Genomic DNA, 12,593 nt, shown 5'->3' with positions numbered 1-12,593 from the left:
TGGGTTACGCTTCACCTACGGAGTGCCTTCCCACACGGCGATACTTGTGACTTCGCAATCCCAAGTTTCCCGTGCAGGACAGGCACTTCCGTGCATCACGGCACCGTGTCGCCGACCAAGTCACGAAATCTCGAGGCTAGGGCCTGTCTTGTGGATCATGTGACGGGGTCGCGGAGCCAGATTCTGATCGAAGCGACATCGACGGTGGCGGCGTAGATGTACTCGCGCTTGTCGTAGCGGGTGGCCACAGCTGGGTACTGCTTGAGCTTGTTGTTGCCGCGCTCGGCGACATTGCGCTGCTTGTCACGATCAGCGTCGAAGGTGGGCGGACGTCCGCCGCGACGGCCCCGCGCCCGGCGGTGCTTGATCTGGTCGGCGGGCTCGGGAATGGTCGCGCGGATACCCCGCCGACGCAGGTAACCGCGGATGGCCTTGCTGGAGAAAGCCTTGTCACCCAGTAGATGCCGTGGGGTGATGCGGGGCCGCCCCACCCCGAGCCGCAGGACGCGGATCACGGCCATCACCCGCCAGAACGCGATCGAGTCATGCCGGTGACCAGCGAGGATGACCCGCGACAACGGCCGCACCCCCCGATCGGCCGCGAGCACGATCTTGGTGCTCAGCCCACCGCGGCAACGGCCCACAGCTTCACCATCCGACCGCTGATCCTCGTCATTCGACCCGGCCCCCTGTGTGCCCGGCAGCGACCTCAACCTGCGCCGACGGCGTGCGGCGGGCACCAGCAGCATGCTGATACGCCCGCACCACGCTGCCATCCACCGCCACCGTCCAGTCCGGACCCTCGGGCCCATCACACCCCCGCCGTAACTGCTCCAGCAGCGCCGCCCACACCCCACCAACGGCCCACCGGCGATGCCGATTGTAGATCGTCTTCCAGGTCCCGTAACACGACGGCAAATCCCGCCACAGCGTCCCAGTCCTCGTCCGCCACACCACCGCATCGATCACCAACCGATGATCCATCCACCGGCCACCCCGCCGCGGACTCCGATCCGGCAACAACGGCTCCAGCAGCGCCCACTCCGCATCAGTCAGATCATGACGATCCAGCATCACCCGGTTCTACCCTGACTCCACCCCAAGATCCACGGGACACACACCTAGCCGAGGCCTTGGTCGAACTTGCCGACATGGGCTCGACAGGCCCGGCGGTGACGGCATGATGCTGCCCTTCAGCCAGCGGGATCTCGCGACCTTCACCGGTGCGTCCGTCGATTCGATCAAGAAGGTCATTCGAACCTTGAAGGCCGGGCGGCTCATCACGACCGGCCGCCAACACCTGGTCATCCGCGACCTCCCCACCCTCAGGGAAATTGCAGACGGCACTCGCAGAGCCATGCAATAACCCGTGCGGGAGCAACCGAGGCCGCGATCTCCTCAATAACCCGATCATTGGTCTCCCTCTGCCAAACGGTGGTGCACCAGCGCTCACGCACCACCGACTGATCACAGCGCTCAACGACGGCAGACCCCGCCAACGCGCCGAGACCATCTCGGCCTGCGGACCTCGAGACAGTCCCCACCATCACGACCAACCTGATATTCAGGTTGTCGACCGTACGATCCGTCGCTACAGCCTGCCGTGGGCCGACAACCGCCGCATCTTCCGGCTCGATCGGCTCGGCATGCGGATGGTCCTTCGCGGGGCAGGTCGGAGCCTCTGTTGATCGTCGACACGCCAATATCAACACACTGTTTCTGACACGCAGTGTCCTTTGGCACTTCTGGGTGGGTCGACAGTACGCAATTTTCCAAGTAGTATCATGATGAGGGGATGTCGCGGCTGTTCGCCCTTCCAAATCGATCTTGGGGGAAGATCATTGATGTCGGGTCGCTCGGAGCTTTCTCCACGTGAGCGCGAGGTTCTTGTCCATTTCGCACACGGTCTCACATACCGGCAGATTGCCCGCCAAATGGGCATTGCGATTAACACCGTCGACACTTACCTGCGCCGCATTCGCGGAAAGGTCGGCGCCGTGAGCAGCGCCGACCTCGTCCGGTTCGCGATCTCTCTGGAGGGCGGTTCGAACTAACCTGACGGAGCCGCGGCTTCCGCGGCTCTTGCGCGTGCCGCGAGCGCCTCCTTGCAGGCCGCGAATGCCGCGGGGTTCCGGTCGATCTCCCGCTTCTGGTATGCCGATTCCACGGTGAACCAGATACCGATGAGGTTCGACTTCCCTTTGCACCGCACATCCGCCTCGGCTACGTCTATCTGCTCCTGGGTCACTTCCCGCCCGGAGAACCTCGGGTCTGCGACGGATGCGAGCGGATCGCGGTAGTGATATCCGGATTCCGCCATACAGGACGACCACGCCGTGAACACCGCGCGCACTCGGCTGTCCTTCTTCGAGGCCTCGAACGACTGGAACTGCAGGTTGTTGCCCAGTTGCGGGTCGGCGCCGGACGGAACGGTGCGGTCGAGCCCTCGGTCGGCCTCCCCGGCGCAACCGCCGTCGGGAACGCCGATCCCGCGCACTACGGTCGGCCCATCGCCGAAGAGCGCGCTCTCGCCGTCCGGGCCGATGTCGGGCTTGACCGGTTTCGGCCGCAACGCGGGATCCCGTTCACCCAGCCCGTATCCGTAGCGCCGCACCAACTCAGCATCCGTGACCCCGTACCGGCGGTCGGTCAGGCTCCGTGGCCCGTAACCGGACGGCAGATCGGGAACCACATAGTCGATCCCGAACCGCTTCATGCACTGCTGGATCAGCGCCACCCTTGCCTTGGCGAACCGTGCGGCCTGCTGTTCGGTCATCAGATAGTCCTGCACGGGCAGCCGAAGATCGACGCTCGCCAGCAGGGTGGGAATGGTGCCGATCGCAGGTTCGCCGTTGTCCTGCCCCTGCTCGCCTGCGGAGCAGGCGGCAACGCCGAGCAGGCTCATGGCGCACAGGCTCAGCGTGAGTCGCCGACTCGAAAACATCAATCCTCCCGTGCTCAGCAGATACCCGGAATAGCCGAACTGATGTCCCTGCCCGGCGCCAGGGTTCCGGCCGTGCGGGGCGCAAGGCACAGCTGTGATCCCGTGAAGTTGCGGCCGGTGAAGGCCACCCAGTGCCGGGTGTCTCTGTTCCGGACAGAATCAATGTTGCCGGCCACCGGGATGGCCGTGCCGGGAAAGTGATCGTCCGAGAAATCCGGATCCCCGGTGCTCAGGTCGAAGACGGGACCCGCAAGGAACCCCCGGTAGAAGCCGATCTCGCCGGGCTCGAGCACACCGTTCTTTCCCGTGGCCGCGCTCGCCGGGGCGGTCCCCGCCAGCGCTCCGACCACGACCGACCCGGCTACCAGCGACGTTGCCATCTTCGCTAACCGCATGACGCTCCCCCTGCCACGTATGTGAAGATCGTCGCTCTGCCCGGCGGAAGCGTGCGCAGAGCGACGATCGGCATGAAATCCTCGATCAGCAGCCGACGGACAGGAACTCCGCCGACGAAATGGTGTTACGGAAGGTCGCCGACGCGTTCCCGACGTGGCCCGGCGGCAGGCACCCGTGCGAACCGGTGAGGCCGACACCCGTGTACACGTGCCACCAGAACGAGTCCCGGTTCCGGTACGACTCGGTGTTGTTGTCGGCCGAAATGCCGGTGCCGGGGAACACGTCGTCGCGGAAGTCGAGGTCGTCGACGAACAGATCGAAGACCAGCCCGCTGCTGCCCTGCACGAAGTACAGGCCGAACTCGCCGGACTCGACGACACCGTTCTTTGCCGTGGCACTCGCCGGAGCGGCGCTGATCAGGATCCCCAGGATCGCGACGGCGCTGGCGACCAGGACCGTCAACATTCTCTTGAACTGCATGAACTCCCCTTCAAGCCGACTATGCGGACATAGGAGATCCTCGCGTCGGGGCGTGGCAGCGGACAGTCGCGAGGGTTCGTTTCTTGACCTACCGAACCGGACCTGATAGCGGCGCGATCAACCCGCCGCTTCGGCAGGCAGGCTGACCTCGACCACCAGGCCGCCCTCGGCCCGTGCCTTTGCGGACACCGAACCGCCGTGCGCCCGGACCACCGATCGGACAATCGACAGGCCGAGCCCGGTCCCCCTCGTGGACCCGACCCGGCTCGTGATTCGCTGGAACGGTTCGAAGATCGACGCGATGCTGGCCGCGGGCACGGGCCGGCCGGTGTTCGCCACGACCAGCCGGGCCGCGTGGTTATCGGCCTCGACCACGACCCGCACCCAGCCGCCCGCCCTGTTGTGCCGGACGGCGTTGTGCACCAGGTTCTGCACCAACCGTTCAAGCAGCAGTGGATCCCCGCACACGGGCGCCGCGCTCGCCTCGAGCGCCACGCTCACATCCAGCCGCTCGGACTCGTGCCGGGCATGTCCGATCACGTCGCCGGCCACCTCGGCAAGGTCCACCGGCATCGGATTCGCAATCGTGTGCTCGGACCGGGCCAGCGTGAGCAGACCGTCAACCAGTCGCTCGTGCCGGGAGTTCACCTCAAGCAGGGTCTCGCCCAGCTGCCGCAGTGCCGGCGGTGTGTCCGACCGGTTCATCGCGACCTCGAGCAGCGTCCGGTTGATCGCGAGCGGGGTCTTCAGCTCGTGCGAGGCATTTCCGACGAACTGGCGCTGGCCCTCGAACGCGGCGTCCAATCGGGACAGCATGTCGTCGAAGGTGTCGGCCAGCTCCCGCAGCTCGTCCCGGGGTCCGCCAAGCGCGATCCGCTCGTGCAGGTTCCGGTCCGCGACCCGCCGGGCCGTCGTGGTGATCCGGTGGATCGGCCGCAGCGTCCGCCCGGCGATCAGCCAGCCCGCCGCGAGGCCGGCCACGGTGAGCCCGCCGAGCGCGATGAGCGACCGCTCCAGCAGCGGTAGCACGGTCCGCTGCCGGAAACTCTCGCGCATCTGCGCCTCCGCGGCCGCTTGGCGCTGCTTTAGTTCGACGGCCGCCTGATCGCCGCCCGTGTCGACGACAGAGACGACCGGAACCTCGATGGGCTGGTTCGCGACGCTTCGGTCCAGCAGGTAGTACACCACCGCGAGCAGAGCGGCGCCGGCTAGGAAGACCAGACAGCCGTACAGCACGGTCAGCCGTGCCCGCACGGTCCAGCCGCGCGCCCTCACGGGATCCGGTACCCGACACCGGCGACGGTCTCGACCACCTGCGGCGGGCCGAGCTTGCGGCGCAGCGTCATCACCGTGACCCGCAGGACGTTGGTGAACGGGTCGATGTTCTCGTCCCACGCCCGTTCCAGCAGTTGCTCGGAGCTCACTACCATCCCGTCCCCGCGCAACAGCTCCTCGAGTACGGCGAACTCCTTGCGGGACAGGGAAATGGCCTGCCCGTCGCGAAACACCTCACGACGGCCGGGATCCAGCATGACGCCAGCCCGGCACAGCACCGGCGGCGCGGCCGGCCGAGCCCGACGGCCCAGCGCCCGGACCCTGGCGACGAACTCCGGGAACGCGAACGGCTTCGGCAGGTAGTCGTCCGCACCGAGCGACAGTCCATCGACCCGGTCGCTGACCTCGTCCGCCGCGGTGAGCATCAGCACCCTGGTCGATGCGCCGGAGGCCACCAGCCGCCGGCAAACCTCGTCGCCATGCACGTGCGGCAGATCGCGGTCGAGCACGAGCACGTCGTACTCGTTGAGCTCCAGTCGGTCCAGCGCGGTGGATCCGTCATAGGCGACGTCGACGGCGAGGGCCTCCTGGCGCAGCCCTTCGGCGATGGCGTCAGCCAGCAACTCCTCATCCTCAACGACGAGCACGCGCACCGACCCGCCTCCTCGACAATATCGCGGTTGCTCCGTTCATGATCCCCCTTCGCCACTAAAACGGTCATAAGCCCCAGGCGCTGATGACGGTCTTATACGGCCGCGAGTCTAATCGTCCGTGACCTTAGTGACAGGGGCTCAGGAATGATCAAGTCATACCGCCGGTCGCCGCGCGCGTCCCTCCTCCTCGCCGGAATTGCCGTGCTGGCGACCGCCGGACTAGCCGGCTGCTCGACCGGCAATGGCGACGAAGGCGTGGTCTCAGCTGGGGGGACGACGACGTCCACCCAGGCCGCCGACCGGGAAATGAGGATCAAGCAGTATCGCGATTGCCTTACCCAGCACGGCATCCCACTGCTCGACCAGCCAACCGAGGAGGGCCTTCCGCAGATCGACAAGAACCGCGTCCCGGCAGACAGAGTATCGGTCGCGCTTCAGGAATGCCGGGAGTCGTTGCCGACCGGCGGTGACGTGGACAAGCCAGCGCAGGAAGACATCGAAGCGCGGCAGCGATATGCCGCGTGCATTCGCGAGCACGGCGTGCCTGCCTATCCTGATCCGGACCCGCAGAGCGGTGAGCAGCGGATGAGCGACGAGCTCTCCCGACAGCTCAAGAACGATCCCAAGCTGCCCGCGGCCGAGCAGGCGTGCCAGTCCGTGCTGCCGTCCGGGAAGGGCACGGTCGGCGGATGAGCGGGGACCGGCGCTCTCGGGCGGGACGCGTCATGCTCGTCCTTGGCGCCGCCGCGCCGGCGGCGGCGATCGCGGTCGTCGCCGTCTTCTTCGGGCTTCGACCGGACCGACCCACCACACCGGCGCCGGCCGCCGAGCCCGGCGGCACGGCCCAGGTGACCACGATGACCATGGCCGAGACCACGGTGGTGGACGGTGAGCTCGGCTACGGACCCGCGGAGCCGATCGAGTCCAAGGTCGCCGGCACCCTGACCTGGCTGCCGGCGGTCGGCACGGTGCTGGCCCGGGGCGACGTCCTACTGCGCGCGGACGAGAAACCGGTGCCGCTGCTCTACGGCGACTTGCCGATGTATCGGCCGCTCGCGCTGGACACCGCCGGCCCCGACGTGAAGCAGTTCGAGACCAACCTGAAAGCGCTCGGCTATGGCGGCTTCACCGTGGACGACCGGTACACCGAGACCACCGTGGCGGCGGTCAAGCGCTGGCAGAAGCGCCTGCGCATCGAGGAGACGGGCATGGTCGGCATCGACGCGATCGTGTACGTCCCCGGGACCGTTCGCGTCGCCGCCCGCTCGGCCCGGGTTGGATCGCCGGCGCAGGGGCAGATCCTCACCTACACCGCCAACACCAAGGTCGTCACGGTGACCGCACCGGCCCGGAGCACACCGTGGGCGGTCGCCGGAACCAAGGTCACGGTCGAGCTGCCGGGCGGGACCCGGGTCGAGGGCGTGGTGTCCTCAGTCGGCAGCGAGGCGAGTCTGCCGCCCGCGCAGGGCGAGTCGAACAACACCCAAGGCGGCGGCGCGGCAAACGCCACGGTTCCGGTCACGGTATCGGTCGCGGACCAGGCGGCGCTCGGCCCTCTCAACCGGACCCCCGTGCAGGTGCGCTACACCGCCCAGCAGCACCCCGACGTGCTCACGGTGCCGGTCGCCGCGCTGCTCGCGCCGATCGACGGTGGTTATGCGGTCGAGGTCGTCGAGGACGGCGGAAGCCGGGTCATCGCGGTGGAGACAGGGCTGTTCGCCGACGGGCGGGTGGAGATCCGTGGCGCGGGCATCGCGGCGGGCATGACTGTGCGGGTGCCGGCATGACCGGGGACGTGGTGCGGTTGAGCGGCGTGTCCAAAAACTACCCGGGAGAGGTCTCGGCGCTGCGTTGCGTCGACCTGGAAGTGGGACGGGGCGAGTTGCTGGCCGTCGTCGGTCCGTCCGGCTCCGGCAAGTCCACGATGCTGCATATCATCGGGACACTGGACCGTCCCTCGGCGGGCACCGTGCTCGTCGACGGGCACGACGTGGCCCGGCTGTCCGACCGCCAGCTGTCCACGCTGCGCGCACGCCGCATCGGCTTCGTCTTCCAGCGGTTCCACCTTGCCGCCGAACTGTCCGCTGTGGACAATGTGGCGGATGGGTTGCTGTACGCGGGCGTGGGGCGCCGAGATCGCCGGCGCCGGGCCGAGATCGCGCTGGACCGCGTCGGGTTGAGGCAGCGGCTGAGCCACCGGCCACACCAACTTTCCGGCGGCGAGCGCCAGCGGGTAGCCATCGCGCGCGCCATTGTCGGGGAACCGGCTCTGCTGCTGGCGGACGAGCCGACCGGCAACCTGGACACCGACTCCGGCGCGCGGGTGCTGGCGATCCTGCGCGAGCTGAACGAAGCGGGCACCACGGTCGTGGTGATCACCCACGACCGGGAGATCGCCGAACGCCTGCCGCGCCGGGTCTTCATGCGCGACGGCAGGGTGATGTGATGCCCGGCGACGCTCGGAAAGTGTTGCGGCCGACCCGGCTCGGTCCCGTAGACGCCGTTCTCGTCGGGGCTGTCGGACTGCGGGTGCGCCCGCTGCGGGTGGCGCTGGCGGCACTGGGGATCGCGATCGGCATCGCCGCCATGGTTGCCGTGGTGGGCATCTCGGCCTCCAGCCGCGCGCAGCTCGATCGCGAGCTGGCCAAACTCGGCACCAACCTGCTCACCGTCGAGCCGGGGAGCACGGTGTTCGGCGAGGCGGCCAAGCTGCCGGTCGAGTCCGTACCGATGGTGGGCCGGATCCGGCCGGTGCGCTCGGTCTCAGCGACTGGCCGGGTTCAGGCGGCGGTGTACCGCAACGACCACATCCCGGCCGGAAACACCGGCGGCATCTCCGTTCTGGCCGCCATGCCAGACCTGCTCGACTCAGTCGGCGGGCGGATCGGCACCGGAAGTTGGCTCAACCAGGCGACCGCGTCCTACCCGGCCGTGGTGCTCGGCTCGAAAACCGCACGGCGGCTCGACATTCGCACGCCCGGTGTGCGCGTGTGGCTCGGTGGCCACTGGTTCAGCGTAACCGGGGTGCTTGATCCGCTACCACTCGCGCCAGAGCTCGACAACGCCGCGCTGGTCGGGTGGGCAGCGGCACGGGACTACCTGCATTTCGACGGCCACCCAACGACGATCTACTGCCGATCAGCGGACTCGCAGGTCGAGGCGGTCCGGACGGTGCTGCCGGCGACCGTGAACCCGCAGAGTCCCTTCGAGGTCAAGGTATCCCGCCCGTCCGACGCGCTAGCCGCGCAACGCACGTCCGACCGTACGCTGAACGGCCTGCTGCTCGGGCTCGGCGCGGTCGCGCTGCTTGTCGGGGGGGTCGGCGTGGCCAACACCATGGTGATCTCCGTGCTCGAACGGCGTGGCGAGATCGGCCTGCGCCGATCGCTTGGCGCAGCCCGCGGGCAGATCCGATGGCAGTTCCTCATGGAGTCGCTGATCCTGTCAGCTATCGGCGGGGTCGGCGGCGTGCTGCTCGGCGGCCTGGTTACCGCGTCCTACGACGCTCTGCAGAGCTGGCCGGTCGTGCTGCCCCCGCTGGTCATCGCCGGCGGGGTGATCGTCACGCTCCCGGTCGGCGCCGCGGCTGGCCTCTACCCTGCCATCCGCGCCGCCCGGCTGACCCCGACGGACGCGCTAGCCACCTTGTAGCTGTGCCAGCACAGCCGCACGAGGCCACGTGGCGCGCGCGATCAGCGGCACGAGAGTGGCAGCGGGAATTGCCGTCAAGAGTTACTGCTCGTCCAAGCGTTTCCGTCCCAACGAACTCGTGAACCGTCGCGAAGTTCGACATATTGCGCCCGCACTATCACCCTGCCCCGGTTCCTCGCCGGCCTCCTTCAGATGCACCTGTCGACCACAACCGGCGACTTCGTGTTCACCAGCCCGCCGGGCTACCCACGGCGACGCAGCGACTTCCGGCGCCGCGTATTCCGGCCCGCCGTCGACGGCGACCCACACAAGCGCACCGTGCCCATCCGGCCCGGGAAGGCTTGATCAAGAAGTGGAGCTGACGGGGCTCGAACCCGTGACCCCCCACACTGCCAGCGCACCCGTGCTCCAGGTTTGCTCCAGTCCGACCAGTGTGAGACCGACAAAGCAGTCGAATCGCCCGTTCGTCGGAGCCGTCCAAATCCCGTCAGGCAACTTCGGATCACCACTGGCGCACTCGGGTGTCAACGACCCACTCGTTGGACAGCAAAGAGAGCACGCGTGGCGCCCGATGAGCGGCATGAGCCGATGTCACAGCGTCGCCGGAGTGATCTGATGCACGCGCGGTCTGACGTGCGCGCAGGTCTTTGTTCCTCGATCATCTCCAGCAGAGCCGCCCAGCGCCCATCCAGTCGATGATCGGACCGGCAACCGGGCGGCTAGACCCCGTCCCCGCGAAAGTGCGCCTGCACGAGGGCGGAACACGGCCTCGGGGTAGGCGTGTTCCGCCTTCGTGCAGCCAATCCGGCGTTCGGCTTAGACCGACTCGACGGTGATGCCCTCGGTTTCGAAGGCTTTGAGGATCTCGGGGTCGGCGGCCGTGTCGGTGATCAGGTGGTGGAGCATCGAGACGGGGCAGATCTGGGCGAAGGCGTGGGCGCCGAGCTTGGAGCTGTCGGCGGCGACGATGACGCGGCGGGCGCGGGCGGCCATGAGGCGGTTGATGCTGGCCTCGCCCTCGTGGTGGGCGTAGGCGCCGTGCACCGGGTCCACGGCGTCGACGCCGAGGAAGGCCAGGTCGAGGGTGAGCTCCTCGAGGATCTTGGTGGCCAGGGGGCCGGTCAGCTCGAAGGACTGCGGGCGGGCGACGCCGCCGGTCACCACGATCTTGACGTGCGGGCGGACGGCCAGCTCGTTGGCGATGTTCAACGCGTTGGTCACGACCGTGAGGGCGGGCTCGTCGCCGGCGTTGAGATCCGGGCGGATGGCCAGGGCGCGGGCGATCTCGGTGGTGGTGGTGCCGCCGTTGAGGCCGACGACGCTGCCGCGGGCGACCATCCCGGCGGCGGCGCGGCCGATGCGCTCCTTCTCCGACGCGTGCCGGGCGGTCTTGTAGCGCAGCGGCAGGTCGTAGGCGACGTTGGTGGTGACCGCGCCGCCGCGGGTGCGGGTCAGCAGCTGCTGCTCGGCCAGGTGGTCGAGGTCGCGGCGGATGGTGGCCGCCGAGACGTTGAGCTCGGCCGCGAGGTCCTCGACGTCGACCTTGTTGCGCTGACCCAGAATGTCGAGCATGGCGCTGAGCCGTTCGTAGCGGTGCACGTCGGTCCCTCCGAGCCGCGATCAGGCGGGTTGAAGCAAGCTATCGCCTTGTCGGGCCCGGTTCAACGATCGCAACGCTTGGCTCGGTCTGCGAAATAGTGCAGGATCGAACGCGAAATTGCGCACAATCGCGCGAAGGAGGGGGTCCATGGAGCTCGTGGCCGCCATCGATCTCGGCGGAACCTCGATCAAGGCGGCGCTCGTCGACTCCGGACTCCGCTCGGTGCACGCGGTCCGGGTGCCCACCAGGCGCTACGACGATGTGGTCGACGTCGACCAGCTCGGTGAACTGGTCGACACCCTGTCGGACCACGCCGCCACGCTCGACGGCACCGTATGTGGCGTCGGGGTGGTCACGCCCGGCATCGTGGACGGCGACCTTGGCGTCGTGCGGTTCGCGGCCAACCTGGGCTGGCGCAACCTCGCCCTGCGGGACCGCCTTGCCGACCGCACCAAGCTCCCGCTGCGCATCGGGCACGACGTGCGGTCCGGTGGGCTGGCCGAGTTCACCGTGGGCGCGGCGGTGGGCGTGCGCAACGCGATGTTCATGCCGGTCGGCACCGGGATCGCCGCCGCGCTCATGGTCGACGGCCACGAGCTCAACGCCAGCGGCTTCGCCGGGGAGATCGGCCACGCCATCGTCGATCCGAGCGGGACGGTCTGCGGCTGCGGCGCGCGCGGCTGCCTGGAGACCGTCGGCTCGGCGGCGGCGATCGCCCGCAGGTACACCGAGCGGTCCGGCGAGCCGGTGCGCGGCGCCCAGGAGGTGGCCGACCGGATGCGTGCCGGCGACACCACCGCCAAGAACGTGTGGGACGAGGCGGTCGGCGCGCTGGCCACGGCGCTGACCATGGCCGTGGTGCTGCTGGCGCCCGAGGTGATCGTGATCGGCGGCGGGCTCGCCGAATCGGGTGACGCGCTGTTCACCCCATTGCGCGAGGAGCTGGACGGCCGGCTGACCTTCCACCGCCGGCCCGAGCTGGTCCCGGCCGCGCTCGGCGACAACGCCGGCTGCACCGGGGCCGGCCTGCTCGGCTGGCGGGCGGTGCGCGAGGCCGCCCCGTGATCCTCACCGTCACGCTCAACGCGGCGCTGGACGTCACCTACGAGGTGTCCCGGCTCGAGCCGAACGCCACGCACCGGGTGCGCGCGGTGCACCGGCGGGCCGGCGGCAAGGGCGTGAACGTGGCAAGGGTGCTGCGCGCGCTGGCCCACGACGTGCTGGTCACCGGGCTCGCCGGCGGCCCGACCGGCGCCGGGATCCGGGCCGACCTTGCCGAGTCCGGCATCCCCGACGCGTTCGTGCCGATCGCCGGCGACGCCCGGCGCACGGTCACCGTGACCACCGGCGACGGCGGCGCGACCGTGTTCACCGAGCCCGGACCGCCGGTCGCCGCCGCCGAGTGGGCGCAGTTCCTCGACGCGTACCGGGATCTGGCCCGGCGGGCCGCGGTCGTGGTGCTGTCCGGGAGCCTGCCGGCCGGGCTGCCCGGCGACGCCTACGCCCGGCTGCTGCGCGACGCGGCCGGCGCCGTCACGATCCTCGACACGTCCGGCGATCCGCTGCGCGCCGGGCTGGCCGGGCGCCCCCACGT

Annotated in this window: 14 protein-coding genes and 1 pseudogene; 8 read left to right on the top strand and 7 right to left on the bottom strand. The window is 68.9% G+C overall.

Translation table 11 applies throughout. The features are described from left to right. Positions 1-155 precede the first annotated feature (155 nt). Positions 156-1,071 (bottom strand): annotated as a pseudogene (locus tag VGX25_RS09485) (IS5 family transposase). A gap of 1 nt (position 1,072) precedes the next feature. On the opposite strand from VGX25_RS09485, the gene VGX25_RS09480 reads away from it, so the two are divergent. Continuing rightward, positions 1,073-1,366 (top strand): helix-turn-helix domain-containing protein, encoded by a 294-nt coding sequence (locus VGX25_RS09480; protein WP_326917262.1) that lies wholly within the window; start codon positions 1,073-1,075, stop codon positions 1,364-1,366. Between the two features lie 418 nt (positions 1,367-1,784). Next, the gene (locus tag VGX25_RS09475; protein WP_326917261.1) at positions 1,785-2,054 is read left to right on the top strand and encodes a helix-turn-helix transcriptional regulator; all 270 of its coding nucleotides are present in this window, start codon (positions 1,785-1,787) and stop codon (positions 2,052-2,054) included. On the opposite strand, the gene VGX25_RS09470 is transcribed toward VGX25_RS09475, so the two are convergent. The 5 genes from VGX25_RS09470 to VGX25_RS09450 form a co-directional block, all read right to left on the bottom strand. After that, a complete protein-coding gene (locus VGX25_RS09470) occupies positions 2,051-2,905 on the bottom strand; it encodes a hypothetical protein (protein ID WP_326917260.1) in 855 nt (284 codons plus the stop codon). The genes VGX25_RS09475 and VGX25_RS09470 overlap by 4 nt on opposite strands. 53 nt (positions 2,906-2,958) lie before the next feature. Then, positions 2,959-3,324 carry a hypothetical protein gene (locus VGX25_RS09465; protein ID WP_326917259.1) on the bottom strand — a complete coding sequence of 122 codons (366 nt, stop codon included), beginning with the start codon at positions 3,322-3,324 and terminating at the stop codon, positions 2,959-2,961. Between the two features lie 100 nt (positions 3,325-3,424). Then, positions 3,425-3,820, bottom strand: a complete 396-nt coding sequence (locus VGX25_RS09460; RefSeq protein WP_326917258.1) for a peptidase inhibitor family I36 protein — start codon at positions 3,818-3,820, stop codon at positions 3,425-3,427. Positions 3,821-3,937: 117 nt separating this feature from the next. Then, positions 3,938-5,095, bottom strand: coding sequence for a HAMP domain-containing sensor histidine kinase (locus tag VGX25_RS09455; protein ID WP_326917257.1), 1,158 nt, complete (start codon positions 5,093-5,095; stop codon positions 3,938-3,940). After that, entirely contained in the window at positions 5,092-5,748 is a 657-nt protein-coding gene (locus VGX25_RS09450) for a response regulator transcription factor (protein ID WP_326917256.1), read from the bottom strand. The genes VGX25_RS09455 and VGX25_RS09450 overlap by 4 nt, the downstream gene beginning before the upstream one ends. A 144-nt stretch (positions 5,749-5,892) precedes the next feature. Here VGX25_RS09450 and VGX25_RS09445 point away from each other — a divergent pair, with 144 nt between their 5' ends. Genes VGX25_RS09445 through VGX25_RS09430 form a run of 4 tightly spaced genes read left to right on the top strand, consistent with a single transcriptional unit; the run spans position 5,893 to position 9,399 of the window. Continuing rightward, positions 5,893-6,441, top strand: coding sequence for a hypothetical protein (locus tag VGX25_RS09445; RefSeq protein WP_326917255.1), 549 nt, complete (start codon positions 5,893-5,895; stop codon positions 6,439-6,441). A 32-nt stretch (positions 6,442-6,473) separates the two neighbouring features. After that, positions 6,474-7,535 (top strand): peptidoglycan-binding protein, encoded by a 1,062-nt coding sequence (locus VGX25_RS09440; protein ID WP_326917254.1) that lies wholly within the window; start codon positions 6,474-6,476, stop codon positions 7,533-7,535. Beyond that, on the top strand, positions 7,532-8,194 hold the full coding sequence (locus VGX25_RS09435; RefSeq protein ID WP_326917253.1) for an ABC transporter ATP-binding protein: 663 nt from the start codon (positions 7,532-7,534) through the stop codon (positions 8,192-8,194). Before VGX25_RS09440 ends, VGX25_RS09435 begins: the two co-directional genes overlap by 4 nt. Then, positions 8,194-9,399, top strand: a complete 1,206-nt coding sequence (locus tag VGX25_RS09430) for an ABC transporter permease (protein ID WP_326917252.1) — start codon at positions 8,194-8,196, stop codon at positions 9,397-9,399. The genes VGX25_RS09435 and VGX25_RS09430 overlap by 1 nt, the downstream gene beginning before the upstream one ends. Before the next feature lie 816 nt (positions 9,400-10,215). Here VGX25_RS09430 and VGX25_RS09425 read toward each other — a convergent pair. Then, a complete protein-coding gene (locus VGX25_RS09425) occupies positions 10,216-10,998 on the bottom strand; it encodes a DeoR/GlpR family DNA-binding transcription regulator (protein WP_326917251.1) in 783 nt (260 codons plus the stop codon). A gap of 148 nt (positions 10,999-11,146) precedes the next feature. Between VGX25_RS09425 and VGX25_RS09420 the strand changes: the two genes are divergently transcribed. Both VGX25_RS09420 and VGX25_RS09415 read left to right on the top strand, forming a co-directional pair. Continuing rightward, on the top strand, positions 11,147-12,064 hold the full coding sequence (locus VGX25_RS09420; protein WP_326917250.1) for an ROK family protein: 918 nt from the start codon (positions 11,147-11,149) through the stop codon (positions 12,062-12,064). Continuing rightward, positions 12,061-12,593 (top strand): 1-phosphofructokinase family hexose kinase (locus tag VGX25_RS09415; protein WP_326917249.1); only part of this gene is annotated, 533 nt, incomplete at its 3' end. The genes VGX25_RS09420 and VGX25_RS09415, both read left to right, overlap by 4 nt.

Origin of the sequence: Actinophytocola sp., assembly GCF_035942955.1 — a bacterium.
Lineage (GTDB): Bacteria > Actinomycetota > Actinomycetes > Mycobacteriales > Pseudonocardiaceae > DASYTH01.
Note: the sequence above shows the minus strand (reverse complement) of the source record. Positions and strands in the feature narration are given on the sequence as shown.

Bases quoted from the DNA above. Each gene is read 5' to 3' on its own strand.
- VGX25_RS09475 (WP_326917261.1), top strand. From the start codon at position 1,785: ATGATGAGGGGATGTCGCGGCTGTTCGCCCTTCCAAATCGATCTTGGG.
- VGX25_RS09470 (WP_326917260.1), bottom strand. From the start codon at position 2,905: ATGAGCCTGCTCGGCGTTGCCGCCTGCTCCGCAGGCGAGCAGGGGCAG.
- VGX25_RS09465 (WP_326917259.1), bottom strand. From the start codon at position 3,324: ATGGCAACGTCGCTGGTAGCCGGGTCGGTCGTGGTCGGAGCGCTGGCG.
- VGX25_RS09460 (WP_326917258.1), bottom strand. From the start codon at position 3,820: ATGCAGTTCAAGAGAATGTTGACGGTCCTGGTCGCCAGCGCCGTCGCG.
- VGX25_RS09445 (WP_326917255.1), top strand. From the start codon at position 5,893: ATGATCAAGTCATACCGCCGGTCGCCGCGCGCGTCCCTCCTCCTCGCC.
- VGX25_RS09440 (WP_326917254.1), top strand. From the start codon at position 6,474: ATGCTCGTCCTTGGCGCCGCCGCGCCGGCGGCGGCGATCGCGGTCGTC.
- VGX25_RS09435 (WP_326917253.1), top strand. From the start codon at position 7,532: ATGACCGGGGACGTGGTGCGGTTGAGCGGCGTGTCCAAAAACTACCCG.
- VGX25_RS09430 (WP_326917252.1), top strand. From the start codon at position 8,194: ATGCCCGGCGACGCTCGGAAAGTGTTGCGGCCGACCCGGCTCGGTCCC.
- VGX25_RS09420 (WP_326917250.1), top strand. From the start codon at position 11,147: ATGGAGCTCGTGGCCGCCATCGATCTCGGCGGAACCTCGATCAAGGCG.